We start from the raw sequence: 16,575 nt of genomic DNA on the forward strand, positions 1-16,575 counted from the left end.
TCACTGCCAATAACGTGATGGTGCGTAAACACAGCCGCTAGCCACTCGCCAGCCCTTCTGTTTGTCACAGCATTTATGCAGCAGATCGGTTGGCTTCTCTTTTTGTGACTGCGCTTTTGAGGTAAACTATCATCAGCTCAAAACCTCAAGCGATACACGCAGCGCTATTTCGCGGATTGTCAACTTGCCTTGCTCTCTGATTGATAGGGTCGGTTGTTTTTTTGCCGCGTTTTTTTCCGCATTGCTTTTTACGATATGGTCTCTTTGGTTTTGATAGCAACCATTTCATACCTTTCTGTCCCACTTTATACTTTTATGTCTTAGTCGGCTTTGGTCTCCTATTATGCGCAAACCCAATCTCTCAAATATCAAACAAGCCAAAGTCCTAGCCCCTGCCAAAGACTTGGCGACGTTAGAAGCTGAGCTTGCTGAGCAAGAAAACAGCCTAGAAGTCAGTTTAGAAGACACGGTGCTGCGCTTAAGTGACTACTTGTCGGCGGTAGAGATGGTGGTAAAAGAAACCTTTAACCATCGCGTGTGGGTGAAGGCTGAGATTCGCAACTTATCGAGCAAAGGTGGGCATTATTATTTTGAGTTGGCCGAAAAAGATGACGATGGTAAGGTCGTGGCCAGCTGCCGCGGCAACCTCTGGCGCTTTAAGGCCGCCCGCGTTTTGGCGAAGTTTGAGCGCGCAACGGGCATGCCGCTTGAGCGCGATCTGACCGTACTGCTCAAAGTATCGGCAGGTTTTCATGCGCAGTATGGCTTTTCGCTCACGATCGAGGATATCGATCCAAGCTACACGTTAGGCGATTTGGCGCGGCAATACGCTGAGATGGTCGACCGCTTAACGGGCGAAGGACTCCTGCACCTCAACCAGCAGCTACCGACACCGTTTGATATCGAGCATGTGCTGGTCATCGCCCCCGAAAAAGCCGCAGGATTGGGCGACTTTCAGGCAGATGCAGACCGCTTAGCCAGTACCGGTGCTTGTCAGTTTCATTACCATCATGCCACCTTTCAGGGCAATCATGCGCCAAGCGAGATTCGTCAAGCCATCGTCAGCGCTCAGCAGCAATTCCAAGATACCTATCAGCGTTTGCCAGATTTATTAGTCATTATCCGCGGCGGCGGTGCGGTGGGCGATTTGGCTTACTTAAATGACTATGAGCTGGCAGCATTGGTGGCTGAGCAGCCTATTCCTGTGTGGGTCGGCATCGGTCATGAGCGGGATAAAGTCATTCTAGATGAGGTGGCGCATACTAGCTTTGATACGCCATCAAAAGTCATCGCAGCGATTATCAGTCATCTGGCTCAGCTCATTACCCAAACGCTGCAATACCAAGCACAAATCAAACAAGCGGCCACACAGCAGCTCACGATGGCTGAGCAAAAAACGTCACGACAATTGAGCCATATCCAATCGCACACCATCGGTCAGCTGACCGCACTGCGAAAAGACAGTAATTATGCGTGGCGTAGCATTCAGCAAAGCGCTCAGCGCCAAGTTAAGCAAGCCGCCAGACTCACCAGCAATCTGCGCGCGCAGACTCAATCCTTGGCTTATCAGCAATTAGCAGCCGCTTCTACTTATAGTCAAAACCACCAAAAAACAGTGATACAAACCGCCCAGGTGCGCGTCATACAAGCGCAGCGTAACAGCGAGCATCTGCGTGACATTGTCCTTTTACACCGTCCTTCTCGTGTGCTCAAGCAAGGCTATACCATGCTCACTGATGCCAAAGACAAACAAATTCTGACCAGCAGCACGCAGCTTTATCCTGAGCAAACCATTCATATCGTCTTAAAAGATGGTAAAGCACAGGCGCAGATTGTTGAGATTAAAGACAATCACAAGAGGACAGAATCTGCTAATACGCTAACCGAATCAGACAACAACGTTTAAGAACTAATTACTTAAACCCTACTATCTACCAAAACCATTACCAGAGCTTAGGAAAACCTTATGACTACCCCGACTCGCCGACGCAAAAAAGCCGCCCCAAAAACCTTTAAGGCGGCTTACGATATTTTAAAAACCAATGCCGAGCAGCTACAGCAGCAAGATGAACCCGATATCGACAACCTTATGACCACGGTCGAAGAGTCAATCGCGGCGTATCGTGTCTGCGAAACCCGCATCAATGCCGTACAGCAAGCGCTAGATGCGGCGTTTGCTGAAGAAGGTCGCACAGAGAGTAGTGATCAAAATAGCAACCGCTAGTGGCGATTTATTATGGCGTATCCACCTCAAACACTTGGCGAAGATAGGCAAGATAGGTGTCATTATTAATCATGGTCTTGCCTGGACTGTCAGACAATTTTGCCACAGGCTGACCGTTACACTCGACCAGCTTTAGCACGATATTGATTGGGGTGATGCCCATGTCATTGGTCAAGTTGGTGCCGATGCCAAAGCTGGTTTTGATACGGTCTTTAAAATACTGATGCAGCTCCCACGCCTTGTCCAAATCCAAACCATCACTAAAAGTCAAAATCTTAGTCTTAGGGTTTATCTTGAGCTTTTTATAATGCGCGATGGCCTTGTCACCCCACACATAGGGGTCGCCGCTGTCGTGACGCAAGCCATCAAACAGCTTGGCAAAATACAAGTCAAAATCACGCAAAAACGCATCCATACCGACGACATCTGTCAGCGCGATTCCTAAGTCGCCGCGATACTCATGGACCCACGCTTCCAGCGCCGCTTTTTGTGAATCGCGCAAACGCACATCCAATGCCTGAAATGCCTGCATAAACTCGTGCGCCATCGTACCGATCGGCGTCATTCCCAGTTTTTTTGCTAGATAAACGTTTGAGGTGCCGCCAACTATCTTTGGGGCAGCCTTGTGTAGGGTCTCCACCACATGCGCTTGCCAAGATTTGCTAAAGCGGCGACGCGTACCAAAATCAGCCACGATAAAAGGCGGTGTATCGGGGCTATAGCTGCTTTGTTCGGCTGCATAATGATGCAGTAGCTCAACTTTGGCGTCTAGCCGGCGCTGGCCTTCTGCCAAGACTTGAGCGTCTGATAAGGCACTAAAATACAATTCATTGACAATGGCCAAAACAAACACTTCAAAAAACATTGCCTGTATCATCGGTCCTTCGATATCGATGCACAGTCTGTCTTTTTCATCGGTGCTGACAGTGATAAAACGGCGCTTGAGCTTAAACAGCTCGAGATAATCGACGAAGTCTGAACGAATAAAGCGCAAACCGCGCAGATATTCTAATTCATCTTCCGAAAACCGTAACTCGCACAGACTATCTAGTTGCTGCTCTAGAGCGTCTTTGATATCGGCTAAGGGATAGACAGTATCCTTATTATTGCGGCAACGAAAGCGATAAACCCCATGCGTCTGTGGAAACTGATGCAGCATGGCTTGGAGCATGGTGAATTTGTACAAATCGTTATCAAGTAACGAGGTAATAATAGGTGCATAGGTAACGGTCATACTATGGCCTTAGAAACACAAAAATAAAAAATAACGTCACCTAATACTCAAAGCGACACAGTATATAATATGATAAACAACCAGATATGGCGCACAAACAGCACGTTTGCAGCGCGCATTCATCAGTCGTCAGTCGTCAAGTATAACGAAATTTTCTGCTTTTTTCAGAGTTCCTGCTTTCTTGGTGCTTTTATTAAGGCGTGCCCTCAATCTAATTGATAGTCAGCTAATAGTCAGCTAAATGGGTCAAAAATGGCAAAACATTTATAACACTGTATAACGCTATTGATACCACTACGACGTAATCAGTTTGACCAAAGGCGCATAGCCTGACTGCGGCATCACATCAACGGGGATAAACTGCAGCGCGCCACCATTGATACAATAACGTAGGCCGCCACGATCCTTTGGCCCATCGGGGAACACATGGCCCAAGTGTGAGTCCGCGACCCGCGAGCGCACCTCGGTACGCACCATATTAAACGCTCGGTCTTCGTGCTGGGTAATCACTTGCATATCGATGGGCTTGGTAAAGCTTGGCCAACCGCAGCCTGACTGGTACTTATCAGTAGATAAAAACAAAGGCTCGCCCGAGACCACATCGACATAAATCCCAGGAGCAAACAAGTCATCATACTCATGACTAAACGCCCGCTCTGTTCCTGCCTGTTGAGTGATATTGTACTGAGCTTTGGTGAGCGTCTGCTGTAGCGCACTTTTATCAAACCCAGCATAGCGTTTAGGCTCTAGCGCTTCTGCGACGGTGCTGACAGGCGCAAGCTTGGGTGGTGCCGTACTCTCAAGCTTATCATCGGCAAGGCTGAGATCGACATGACAGTAGCCATTGGGGTTTTTTGCCAGATAGTCTTGATGATACATCTCCGCCACATAAAAGTTGTCTAACGGCTCATTTTCGACCACAACTTTTTGCTTATATTGGCTCTGTACTCGCTTTAGCGCCGCGTCGATGACCGCTTTATCGTCTTGATCGGTATAATACACCCCAGTACGATACTGCACACCGCGATCATTGCCTTGTTGGTTTAGGCTGGTCGGGTCAATGACGCGAAAATAATACTGCAAAACCGTATCAAGATCTATCTTATCAGCATCATAAGTGACTTTTACTGCTTCAGCATGCCCTGAGCCGCGAATGACCTGCTCATAACTGGGGTTGGCAGTATCCCCATTGGCATAGCCTGATAGCGCATCGACCACGCCATCGACACGTTCCATATAGGCTTCAACACCCCAAAAGCAGCCGCCTGCCAGATAGATAGAGCGGGTATTGATGGCGTTGCCTTTGTCATTATAATACACCCCATCTTTTTGCTTGATGGTTTCAATCTTGCTATTGCTGGCTGCCGCTTGGGCGTTTGTAGGCTTGCTACTGCCAGCCTTTAGCTCGGCAAAGTCGTTTTCGGCATTGTCCGCCAGCGCATATGCTTGCTCGGTCGATATATTGCCTTTGACTAAGTGTACCAAGTTGCCGGTTTTATCCAGTATCGCCCAGCTTGGATAGACCTGCACGCCAAGCTGCTTGATGATAGCGCCAGAAGGGTCAGTCAATACCGGTAGTTTGGGATACTCTGACTGCACGCCTGCATACCATGAGGCAAATTCACCCTCAGCTTTCTCATTGAGATGACCAGGACTTGCCATAGTGACTACGTTTAAACCAGAGAACTTAGGATCAAGGCGCCACACTTCGGTCTCGGCCAGCGTGCCCAAACACAGTGGGCACCAGCTCGCCCAAAACTTAACCAAGGTCGGCTTATCAGGGTCGATCACTGCCGCGCCTGTCTCGCCCAGACCTGTAGTCAATTGCGGCAATGCTTGCATCTGCCCAAGCATGTCAGAGGGCAGCATATCTCGTGAGCTGGTCACGCCGCTGTTTTGCTGACTGGCACTACTGCCAGCACTACTACTGGCACTATTATCAGCATTACTCATTTGGCCGCAAGCCATCAGCAGCCCAGCGCTGAGCACCGTCATCACGCCATAGCGGCTGGTATTTTTTAGGTAGCGTGATGGTTTTGAGTGAGGGGGCTGTTTTACTACATGCTGTGATGGGGGTTTGGCGGTAACGTTACTTATAGAATGGCTGGTACTTGACTGAACTTTGTACCAATTTAAGTGGCGTGGTTGATCGTTTTTATCGGTAGGCTGGTTTGACATAATAGATCCTTTAACTAACACTGCTATGAGTGGCAGATATTTTTATAGTACGACCATCTCTGCCTAAATACAATTCAGACAATATTAAAAACAGCGGTTTCATATTGAGCTTTTGTTAACTGTTGTATCACCGATCAAACCCTACACTCTATCGTGCAAAATGCCTTTGCTGTCGATAAAAAACGCCAAAATCAGCATCACGACTTAGTGCGCATAAACTGCGCCACATAATCATCAGCAGGGTCGTGACGTAGCTGCTGCGGGGTGCCCGTCTGTACCAAACGACCACCGTTTAAGATGCTGATGCGTTGGCCGACCTTGATGGCCTCATCAATATCATGGGTAATAAAAACGATGGTCTTGTCCAGCCGATCTTGCAGCTCCAGCAGCTGGTCTTGTAGCTGAGCACGAATCAGCGGATCAAGGGCAGAAAACGCCTCATCCATCAGCAAGATTGGGTTGTCTGTCGCCAGTGCCCGTGCCAGCCCAACACGCTGCTGCATACCGCCTGATAGCTCGTCAGGGTAGCTGTGTTCTAGATTGGGCAGTCCGACTTCATTGAGCCAATGCCGTGCAATCTCATGGCGCGCTTTGGTACTCATCTTCCGTACCCGTAGGCCATAAGCGACGTTTTGTATGACAGTCATGTGCGGTACTAGGCCGAAATGCTGAAACACCATACTGACGGTATGCTGACGATACTGCTGCAGCGCTTTATCATTGAGCGTCAATATATCGATAGCAGACGATCCTGCTTGCGCTGTAGTCTGCGTCTCCTCTGCTACTACGGTAGCAGGCGCGCGACTAGGGTTTGTTGTATGTAGGCTGGTATCGACCCATATTTTGCCACAGCTTGGGTCTATTAGACGATTGATATGCCGTATCAAAGTCGACTTGCCTGAGCCTGAAAGCCCCATGATACAGTGCAGCTCCCCTGCTTTGATGGCGAGGTTGATGTCATAAAGCCCGACCGAATACCCTGTCTGCTCTTTGACCTCGGTACTGTCCATCCCTTGCGCCAATAGCGATAAAGCTACCTGCGCCTGTGCCGTGCTGGCATTATAAATCTTACTGATATTTTCAAGCTGAATATGGTTCATCATGGTTCTCGCTATGGGGTTTTTATGCGGTTTAGCACAGCTTAGCTCGATGTAGCCGCTACTTATCACCCTATCGGACGCTTGCCAGCATCGATGGTTTGTTGGCGGGCACGCTTGCCTTGACCAAATGCCTGAGTGATACGATCAATGATAATGGCGACGATGACGATCGCGGTACCTGCTTGTAGCCCTTGACCAATATTTAGCGTTTGAATAGACTGCAGCACATCCTCGCCAAGACCTGGCGCCCCAATCATAGAAGCCAGCACCACCATGGACAGTGACATCATCACCGCTTGATTGATCCCCGCCATGATACTTGGTAATGCTTGTGGTAGCTTAATCCAAATCAGCAGCTGACGATGCGTACTGCCAAACGAGCGCCCTGCCTCGATCATCTCATGATCGACTTGGGTAATGCCCAGCGTCGTCAGGCGAATCAGCGGCGGCAAGGCATAAATGACGGTAGCAAACAGCGCTGGCACCTTACCAATTCCAAATAGCATCAGCACCGGAATCAAATATACAAAGCTTGGCATGGTCTGCATCACATCCAAAATGGGCGTGACTATCTTACGCAGTATCTTACTGCCCGACATCGCAATCCCGATCGGAATGCCAATTACCACTGTCACCAGCACCGAGACGATTAGCAGGGCAAAAGTATCAATCAGCGCGCCCCACAGCCCAAAAGCACCGATCAAAAACAGCCCTGCACCGCATGCCAAGGCAAACCACACCTTACGAACCGCAAACCATCCCAATACCGTGACGAGTAAGATAAGCAGCCATGGCGGCATTGCGGTCAATAGCCGCTCAATCGGTAATAATAAATAAGTAAGTGCCAAAGTACTGATGGTACGAAACACCTCACCGTAGTTTTTTACCACGCTTGCCAAGGTATTATTGAGCGGGGTCTCAAGCGACCATGATGGGAAGCTCGATGCAAGGCCAAATGCGTGATTATTGATGCCATCATCATGAGCGATAGTGCTATCGTTGGCTGCCGCACCTGTGAGGCTAATACCTAACTGCGCTGCTAGATTGATGGCCGCTTCGTCAGTCACCCACGTGCGCCAGACGTCTGGATGCTCGCGCAAAAACACCAACGCTTGCTCTTCGCCGCTACGTTTGTTTTCACTCATCTCTAAGATAGCGCCATTGAGCGCATCGGCACTAAACTGTACGTTATTAAAAACATCAACCAGCGCTGGGTGGGACGCTATAAACGGGGTGGAGACAGCAATCCCCAAAGGAGAAACGGGAAAGCCTGAGATGCAGTCAGCGCTGCCATCTGCGCGCAGCAAATCCTGCCAACAAGCATCATCGTGCGCAGGAAACTCAAGCGCGGCAAAGTCGTATTTCGCCATCAACCCTGTCGGCTGCCAGTAATAAAACAGTAAGGGTTTGTGCTGCTCAAATGCAGACGATATCTCGGCATCGAGTGCCGCGCCCGTACCGGGGTGCGCGTTGTTAAAAACACCATCCAATCCTGTATTTTTTAGTAGCCGCGTATTAAACACCTCACAAGTCCAGCCAGAAGGGCAATTCATAAAACGAGCACTGCCTGGATCTTCTGGGTCTTCAAACAAATGGGCATACTTGGGCAAATCTTGGTAGCTGCGCAGTCCCGGATTTTCTTCTAGCACGTATTTGGGCACATACCAGCCTTGGGTTGCGCCGCCTTTGAGCGTATCGCCGATGACAGCAACTTTATCTTGCGCAATGGCCTGTTCCATGATCGGTGAGCGCCCAACCCACTGCTCACCGATGACTTGAATATCGTCTTGCGACAGCGCGGTTTCGAGCGCAGGGCCAGCACCTGGCACCTCCTCGACCGCACACTCATAGCCATCTTCGACGATATACTTGAGTACCCCAGAGATAAACTGACCACTCTCCCATGTCAGCGCGCCAAATTTGACAGGTGATTGGCAGGCCGCCGAGGCTGCCACGGGCAGGAGTAATGTACTCATACAGAGTAAACTTAACGCAATCCATTGGCGCATGCTCAGTCCTATTGATGATGGGTGCCGCTCGCCTATACCTACACGTAAGTATGAACGAATCTCTTGCGTCAGTAGCACGCATGAGCGATTGGCTTAAATGATAGGTTGCCGTTGTTTAGAGGTACTACAAAGTGTAGCGACTTCTCACAGAGATGACAAATGCTTATTGTTCACTACCCATGCGCGGCCTACCGCTATTTGGCCAAAAAAAAGCACCTACCTAGGTAGATGCATAAGTATGCTTAAAACGTGTCGCCACAAGGCTGTATTAGGCATGGCTACACTGAGCATGACTATATCGGACGCAGTGACTTACAAGGCAACTGTTTGAGCGCTACTTTAAAAATAGAGCCATGGCTTTTTTAAACAGTCCACCATAAGGCGGTAGTAGTAAATTCATGCCGTTGAGCTTGGCCTGTACAAACACAGGCTTCATGTGACTAAGACGCTCAAATCCTGCCTTACCATGATAAGCACCGGTGCCCGAATCACCAACGCCACCAAAGGGTAAGTCGTGCTGCGCCACGTGCATGAGGACCTCGTTGACACACAGACCACCTGAAACCGTACGATTACGCACTTGCTCTATATCGCCTTGATGTTCGCCAAATACATACAAAGCCAGCGGACGCGGGCGCGAATTGACCAAGTGAATGGCGTCATCTAGCGTTTCGTAGTGTATCAAAGGCAAAATCGGCGCAAAAATCTCATTGTCCATGACCTCACTGTCTAACGCAGGCTCCCGAACGATCACAGGCGGCATCAGGCGTGTTTCGCTGTTGGCCTCAATCGGGGTCAACGCATGCACCTGCTCGCTTGGTAGCGCGTTCAAATAGCCTTTTACGCGCTCAAACTGCGCGCCATTGATGATGCGCGAGTAGTCAGGATTGTGCTCAATATCAGGATAGTGCTTATCCATCCAGTCTTTTGCCGCTTGGATAAATGACTCATGATAACGACGGGGAATCAGCACATAATCAGGGGCGATACAGGTTTGACCAGCATTTAGTGTCTTGCCCATCATCACGCGATTGACCACCGATTCCAAATTGGCATCATCCAAGACGATCACCGGCGACTTACCACCCAGCTCTAACGTCACTGGCGTCAGATTGGGGGCGGCGGCTGCCATGACTTTTTTGCCGACCGCTGTCGAGCCAGTATACAGCAGATGATCAAACGGCAGCTCACTAAAAGCCACCGCGATATCGACCTCGCCCAGCACCACACATATCATGTCGGAGGAAAAATAACGAGCCACAGCATCGGCGAACGTCTGCGCAAACTTTGGTGCCGCCTCACTCATTTTAATCATGATTCTATTGCCAGCAGCGAGCGCATCTATCATCGGGCCTACGGCCAAAAACAGCGGATAGTTCCAAGGCACCATGATGCCGACCACCCCTAACGGCTGCGGCTGGATTTCGTTGTGGGCTGGCATATACAGTGCCGAGATCGGCGCACGCTGAGGCTTCATCCATTTTTTGCCGTGTTTTCTGGCATGACTAATCCCTGTAAAACTCGGGAACAACTCAGCAAACTGCGTCTCAGACTCACTACGATGGCCAAAGTCAGCGCTGATTGCACTGGCAAAGCTGGCTTGGTTGTCGCTGAGCATCATCTCAAGGTTATCCAGCTGCGTCTCACGTGTGGCCCAGTCGTTTATCGGCTGCGTACGGCTCAGCGCTTGTAGATGCTCAAATTGCGCTCGCATCTCTTCGGCAGTGTGCGCGATACTAGAGGTTTGATGCGGCATATGCTCATTGATATTTTGGGTATTGTCTGTCATGTCTCTTCCTTGTTATATGCGTTGGGACTGATATACTTTTTTGGGCGAGCGGCGCTGTATTTTTAGCGCACATCCTGCCTGTCTTTGTCTTCAGCAGACCCAACCAAAATCCGTCATAAAAAACAGTCATAAAATTGTATCCCTTACGCTTTGTAGACGCTCCGACGGGCACTTTAATGTAGCGCATCGACTGAGCAATGAATAGCATTTTAAACTGACTAGTGCGTTTTTTAATAGAGCAAAAGTCATCGCTTACGCCGCATCCAAACTTTTTAATTTCCAAATTTTTATTTGGGCGGTATCCAGGGTGTGTCCTCATTTTAAAAATGGCGATAAAAATGAGATAAATCGCCGTCAAACAAGGAAAATAGCGCAGGTAATATCGAGATATTAGTCAGCTATTTGACACCGTTTGGCCAGATTTAGCCATTTTTAGCCCATTTAGATGGCTATCGATTGAATTGAGGATACGCCCTAATAAGCAGATAAGTTTGGGCGACACTGCCAAAAACTGCTACACTTTAGGCAACTGAACTACTTGGACGTGTCCTCATTTTAAAAATAGCAATAAAAATTAGATGAATTGCCGCCAAACACTGTAGGGCGTGTTGAATATTCAACACGCCCTAATCAAACAACGAAAATAGCGCAGATAATATCGAGATATTCATTAGCTATTTGATACTGTTTGGTCAGATTTAGCCATTTTTAACTCATTTAGATGGCTATCGATTTAAGAGGACACGCCCTTGCCTTCATACCTTTTGCCAATTCTATATATCTACCATACGTTGTGACTGCCATGCAAAACGCCATACAACCCCTGAGTGATACGCTGATCAGTAAGTCTTTGTCCGCGGCCGATTATGTCCCTACCTTGGATGCGATGCTCGCGCGCACGCTGACACGTATTGAGTTAAAAAAAACCAAACAGCAGCGCACGCCCGATGAACTGTGGATCGTCGATCACAATGATGTCTATACCTTAGGACAAGCGGGTAAAGAAGAGCACATTTTGCAGCGTACAGACACCCCAGTTATCAAAACCGATCGCGGTGGTCAAGTGACTTGGCATGGTCATGGGCAATTGGTGCTGTATTGGTTATTTGATTTAGAGAGCTTGGGCTGGAGTGTGCGCAATTTAGTCTCACACGCTGAGCAAGCCATCGAAGATGTGATCAATGACTGCTTACAAAGCCACACAGCTGGTGATACGCGCATTCGTGCCCAAGCGCGTCGCGATGCGCCAGGCGTCTATCTCTATGCCGATACCAGCGCAGAGCATGACGACAGCCCTACCGATCAAGGCATTGTATCGACTGAGATCCAGCCGTCGTCCATCATGTTAGGTAAAATGGCGTCATTAGGCTTTAAGATTAAGCATGGTTTTAGTTACCACGGTATCGCTATTAATTTAACTTGTGATTTATCCGCGTTTAATGCCATCAACCCATGTGGCTATGCTGGCATGCAAATGCTTAGGCTGGCTGATTTTATCAACATGGCATCCTCCCCAAAGACACAAAGCGCAGGGCAAGCCCGCGAACCCTTGAGCTATGAGAGCGTCACACAAAAACTCATCGACAATATCGCTCAGCGCCATGCAGGACAGATAGCACTGCGCCCGTTGGCGCCCAAACCAAGTCGCTAAAGCTTTTAGCCTTTGAGTCTTTTTTTGCATAATATCTTGCACGCTTAGACTTAAGCATTTTGAGAAAAATTGTTGCAAACTTGCTATAATCGCTGGCGGTACAGACAGCTGTCACACCTATATGACAGCTCAGCTCAACCTTTGAGCTTTTCTTATTGTATTTAGACATTTAAAACAAAAGCAAATCGGAGTATTTTATGGCAGATTTTAATAAAATTTTGGACGCAGGCGACGTAGACGGCGGCATCATCAACGTGGTAGTAGAAATCCCTACCGGTAGCAGCCATAAAATCGAATGGAACCGCGAATTGGCCGTGTTTGAGCTGGATCGTATCGATCCACAAATCTTTGCCAAGCCTTGTAACTACGGCTTTATCCCGCAAACGCTAGACGAAGATGGCGACGAGTTGGATGCGCTGATCATCACAGAGCAGCCACTGCCGACTGGTGTTTTCTTAAAAGCCAAAGTCATCGGCGTGATGAAGTTTGTGGATGATGGCGAAGTCGATGACAAAATCGTCGTCGTACCAGCGGATGACCGTGATACCGGCAATGCATACAACAGCTTAGAAGACCTACCTAAACAGCTGATCAACCAGCTACAGTTCCACTTCAGCCACTATAAAGACCTGAAAAAAGCGGGCACCACTGTGGTTGAATCATGGGGCGACGTGGCTGAGGCCAAAGAAGTCATCAAAGAGTCTATCCAGCGCTGGAAAGACCTATAAGCCACCACTGAGACCCAGATAATCTCGCTGCAATATACCGCTGTCATAACAATGATGGCGGTATTTTTTTGTTTATCCACTGCTCAACTGCCGTTCACCGCTTGAATGGTGCTTGGTTAAAATGGTTATAATAACTCATGCTTACATGCTATATGCTCATCGACAATAAGGAACACCATGTTTAACCCCGACCCAAGCTCAAAGCCAGTTAATCCAAAGCTGCCAAAAGATGTGATCATGATGGTTGAAAAAAACAACCTCGTCATGGCCATCAAGACATTGGCGCAAGATGAAAATATCAGTATGGATGAAGCCAAGGTGCGAATAGACGCTTATGAAACCGCGTTAAAAGTAAAGCAGCAACAAAAACTCAATACCATCGCAAACAAACAAGGCATCTCTAATCACGCCATTAGCTTTGATCGAGAGCAAGAAACAAAAGAAGAGCTAGAATCTGGCAAACTGATCAAAACACGCGTCAAAACCACCAAGCAGACTCAAGGTTTTAAAGACTTACAACAAGGGGTTGATAGCCAGCTAAACAACTTGGGATACAAAAAACCCTTAATGCCATATTGGACAAAACGTTTATTACTGATTGTGGTGATTATGGCGGGATTGTTTTGGATATTGTGGCGGGTGTTTGGTTAGGGCGACATGGCGGGTTTTATAGTTAGCTGAATGTAAAACTGTTATGGATTTAAACACGCTACTGGTATAAATTTTACTTGCGTGCTGCGTTCCCAGAGGCTGCGTAAAATTCATCCCAGTAGCCCTATGACATTTTTAGAGTATATCGACTATGTTGAGGCATACCCTTTACCAGCTGCGCTTATCAAAATACGTGGTGGTACAAACGCTAACAAATTCTTACCTTCAGCCCCGTGAAAACAAAAAAACTGTCTGGTATTTTGGCTTGTTATAGTGAGTTCAGTATAAAAACGATACCGCAGGACTGGGATGAATTTTACGCAAGGTTTGATCTTAACGACAATAAGGATATTAAAATGAAAACATCTATAGCGGCAAAATCGCTTAAAAATAAATTATGGATAGTATGCTGGGTGAGTATCTTGGGTCTTGGTGCTTGCAGCAATGAGACCCAAAAACCAGATGATAACAATAATAATATAGAATCTAGCGAAATAACGCCTGTGCAAACAGCGAGCGAAGAGAAAGACCAAGCTCCTACTCCTAACTCTACAGAAGATGAGGAAGGTGCGGGAGGTACAGCCTACTATTCTAGCAGTGGCAGTGTAGAAAATGACCAAAAAGCTGATGATACGGTGACGGTCAATGAAAACAACCCCAACTTAGATAAGACATCCGCAGATGGGGTGCAATAAGTAAGGATCAAGCCTCTGTAGGGAGCCTTTCTGCACTCCCTACTGAGCGCTTATACTAGTGATGCTCACCAGGCAGTATTTTTGCAAAAATACGCTGCGCTAAATTTGGCTTACTATCGGTCGTCTGGGCAGCCGTCGAGCTTGGGAAGATACGATAACCAATAGACTGTACCCCCACGTTAAATGCAGGTACCAACGAGTAGCTTGCAGACGCAAATCTACCCATGTTGCTGGCGATACTGTTTGGTTTATGGACGATCGCTTTGGCGATCATCATCGCCGCCTCATCAGGCATCAATGCTGGCATATAACGATACAGCTTGGTCGGTGCAATCATCGGCGTGCGCACCAGTGGCATAAAAATGTTGGTGACTTTGATATTATCGCCTTTGACCTCTGCTGCCAGACAGCGACTAAACGCATCAAGCGCTGACTTTGAGGCGACATAAGCGGCAAAACGCGGACTGTTTGCCAGTACGCCAATGGAGGAAATATTGACAATTTGCCCCTTCTTTCTGCCAATCATCGTCGGAAGTAGTCCCAAAATAATCTTTACCGCACCAAAGTAATTGACATCCATCGTGCGCTCAAAATCATGAAAACGGTTGACAGATTCATGCACTGAACGGCGAATCGAGCGCCCCGCATTATTGACCAACACATCGACATGACCAAAATCAGCAAGAATCCGTTTACTGACGTCTTCTATATCATCCATATCGGTCAAATCACATGGATAATAACTTGCCCTGCCACCGAGTGTTTCGATATTGTCCGCGACAATTTTTAGCTTGTCTTTGGTACGTGCCAACAAAATCACATGAGCGCCGCACTCACTGAGCAAAAAAGCCGTACGCTCGCCGATACCACTTGAGGCACCCGTGATTACGATATGCTTACCTTTAACCGCTTTGGCGATTGCTTTTTTTGAAGGGTTGGCCATAAAAAGTCCTTTTTGTTTGTTTTATGTTCTTTTGTAGGATAGCAAAAAATATGGCCTGAGGTGAATAAATCGTCAGTCAAACATCGCGATTGATGATTATTTACCCGCCCTAGTGACTACTGATGCGTACACAAAAAATCCTCGACCACACGAAACTGTCCTGCGGTACTCTCTTCGCCATACATCGCTTGGCGAAAGGCATTGGAATTTGGGATGCCCGTGGTGTACCACGCAATATGCTTACGCGCAATACGGCAGCCTGAGTATTCGCCATAAAAATCGTACAGCTCTTGTAGATGCGCGAGCACAATCTCTTTAATCTCGCGAATACTTGGTGCTGGTAGCCGCTCACCTGTCCGCAAAAAATGACCAATATCACGAAACAGCCACGGCTGACCTTGAGCGGCGCGCCCTATCATCACGGCATCGCAGCCTGTCATCTCGTAGACATATTGGGCTTTTTCAGGGCTATCGATATCGCCATTGGCAATGACAGGGATACCGATACTGTCTTTGACTTCGCGTATCAGCTCATAACGCGCCGTACCTGTATACATATCCTCACGCGTCCGCCCATGAATCGCAATCGCTGCGATACCAGCTTGCTCAGCACGGCGTGCCACTCGCAAGATATTTTCGCGGCCGTTTTCATAACCCAGTCGCGTCTTTAGGGTGACGGGAGCATCGACTGCGCCTACCGCCGCATCGAGCAGACGCGCCACCAAATCTTCGTCTTGCAGTAAGGCTGAGCCTGCCAGCTTACGGCAAACTTTTTTGGCAGGACAGCCCATATTGATATCAATAATCTGCGCGCCATTGTCAATCTGATAACGCGCCGCTTCAGCCAATTTATCAGGCTCAGCCCCTGCTATTTGTGCCGAGATGGGCGCAATTTCATTATCAAAATTGGCACGGTACAAAGACTTTTTGCTGGCATAAAGCGCGGTATCGGCGATGATCATTTCACTGACAGCATGCCCTGCGCCAAAAGATTTGCACAGTCTACGAAAAGGGTTGTCCGTCACGCCGGCCATGGGCGCGACCATCAGACGGTTTTCGATACTCAGACCACCGATATCAAGCGGCTGTAATAAGGGATGCTGAGCGGCAACTGGTGCTGAAGAATCAGCCATCACAGGATTCGCAGAAGTATTTATAGACATAAAAAACGGCTTGATTTGCATAGAAAACAAGCCGTTATTCTAAGGGTTCGTACGCATATTGCAAGCCATTCACGTCAATCCTTGAGAGTTTCCCAAACTTTGTGTAACTGCTTATAATCCACTAACCGGAGAATAAGCAATGACTAAGCAAACCGACCTTAAAAAACTTGCCCAGCAAATGGCTAGCAGCATGAAAAGCTTTGATGACAT

13 protein-coding genes are annotated in these 16,575 nt (G+C 48.1%); 6 read left to right on the forward strand and 7 right to left on the reverse strand.

The genetic code is table 11. The annotated features are described in order from the left end of the window. The first annotated feature begins 343 nt into the window (after nucleotides 1-343). Both xseA and xseB read left to right on the forward strand, forming a co-directional pair. Nucleotides 344-1,906 (forward strand): exodeoxyribonuclease VII large subunit, encoded by a 1,563-nt coding sequence (gene xseA, locus JMX98_RS07425; protein WP_201585619.1) that lies wholly within the window; start codon nucleotides 344-346, stop codon nucleotides 1,904-1,906. Between the two features lie 60 nt (nucleotides 1,907-1,966). Continuing rightward, nucleotides 1,967-2,224, forward strand: a complete 258-nt coding sequence (gene xseB / locus JMX98_RS07430; RefSeq protein WP_105246137.1) for an exodeoxyribonuclease VII small subunit — start codon at nucleotides 1,967-1,969, stop codon at nucleotides 2,222-2,224. A gap of 10 nt (nucleotides 2,225-2,234) precedes the next feature. On the opposite strand, the gene pncB is transcribed toward xseB, so the two are convergent. The 5 genes from pncB to JMX98_RS07455 form a co-directional block, all read right to left on the reverse strand. Beyond that, the gene (gene pncB, locus JMX98_RS07435) at nucleotides 2,235-3,458 is read right to left on the reverse strand and encodes a nicotinate phosphoribosyltransferase (protein WP_192992890.1); all 1,224 of its coding nucleotides are present in this window, start codon (nucleotides 3,456-3,458) and stop codon (nucleotides 2,235-2,237) included. A 294-nt stretch (nucleotides 3,459-3,752) separates the two neighbouring features. Then, nucleotides 3,753-5,426 (reverse strand): bifunctional peptide-methionine (S)-S-oxide reductase MsrA/peptide-methionine (R)-S-oxide reductase MsrB, encoded by a 1,674-nt coding sequence (gene msrAB, locus JMX98_RS07440; protein ID WP_413786532.1) that lies wholly within the window; start codon nucleotides 5,424-5,426, stop codon nucleotides 3,753-3,755. 407 nt (nucleotides 5,427-5,833) lie between these two features. Beyond that, nucleotides 5,834-6,736: an ATP-binding cassette domain-containing protein gene (locus tag JMX98_RS07445; protein WP_201585638.1), complete on the reverse strand. Its 903-nt coding sequence runs from the start codon at nucleotides 6,734-6,736 to the stop codon at nucleotides 5,834-5,836. Between the two features lie 65 nt (nucleotides 6,737-6,801). Further along, nucleotides 6,802-8,745 (reverse strand): glycine betaine ABC transporter substrate-binding protein, encoded by a 1,944-nt coding sequence (locus JMX98_RS07450; RefSeq protein WP_201585621.1) that lies wholly within the window; start codon nucleotides 8,743-8,745, stop codon nucleotides 6,802-6,804. Between the two features lie 334 nt (nucleotides 8,746-9,079). Further along, nucleotides 9,080-10,534 (reverse strand): coniferyl aldehyde dehydrogenase, encoded by a 1,455-nt coding sequence (locus tag JMX98_RS07455; protein ID WP_201585623.1) that lies wholly within the window; start codon nucleotides 10,532-10,534, stop codon nucleotides 9,080-9,082. Between the two features lie 802 nt (nucleotides 10,535-11,336). Between JMX98_RS07455 and lipB the strand changes: the two genes are divergently transcribed. The 4 genes from lipB to JMX98_RS07475 all read left to right on the forward strand — a co-directional run bounded on the left by lipB (nucleotide 11,337) and on the right by JMX98_RS07475 (nucleotide 14,259). Further along, nucleotides 11,337-12,185, forward strand: coding sequence for a lipoyl(octanoyl) transferase LipB (gene lipB, locus JMX98_RS07460; protein ID WP_201585624.1), 849 nt, complete (start codon nucleotides 11,337-11,339; stop codon nucleotides 12,183-12,185). A gap of 197 nt (nucleotides 12,186-12,382) precedes the next feature. Next, nucleotides 12,383-12,913 (forward strand): inorganic diphosphatase, encoded by a 531-nt coding sequence (locus tag JMX98_RS07465; RefSeq protein WP_105246152.1) that lies wholly within the window; start codon nucleotides 12,383-12,385, stop codon nucleotides 12,911-12,913. 177 nt (nucleotides 12,914-13,090) lie between these two features. After that, nucleotides 13,091-13,564, forward strand: a complete 474-nt coding sequence (locus JMX98_RS07470) for a hypothetical protein (RefSeq protein ID WP_201585625.1) — start codon at nucleotides 13,091-13,093, stop codon at nucleotides 13,562-13,564. Between the two features lie 356 nt (nucleotides 13,565-13,920). Further along, entirely contained in the window at nucleotides 13,921-14,259 is a 339-nt protein-coding gene (locus tag JMX98_RS07475; RefSeq protein ID WP_201585626.1) for a hypothetical protein, read from the forward strand. 55 nt (nucleotides 14,260-14,314) lie between these two features. Here JMX98_RS07475 and JMX98_RS07480 read toward each other — a convergent pair whose 3' ends face one another. Next, nucleotides 14,315-15,202, reverse strand: a complete 888-nt coding sequence (locus tag JMX98_RS07480) for an SDR family NAD(P)-dependent oxidoreductase (RefSeq protein ID WP_201585627.1) — start codon at nucleotides 15,200-15,202, stop codon at nucleotides 14,315-14,317. 116 nt (nucleotides 15,203-15,318) lie between these two features. After that, nucleotides 15,319-16,365 carry a tRNA dihydrouridine synthase DusB gene (gene dusB / locus JMX98_RS07485; protein WP_227680079.1) on the reverse strand — a complete coding sequence of 349 codons (1,047 nt, stop codon included), beginning with the start codon at nucleotides 16,363-16,365 and terminating at the stop codon, nucleotides 15,319-15,321. Nucleotides 16,366-16,575: the final 210 nt, after the last annotated feature.

It is taken from the genome of Psychrobacter sp. HII-4 (assembly GCF_904846595.1).
Lineage (GTDB): Bacteria > Pseudomonadota > Gammaproteobacteria > Pseudomonadales > Moraxellaceae > Psychrobacter > Psychrobacter celer.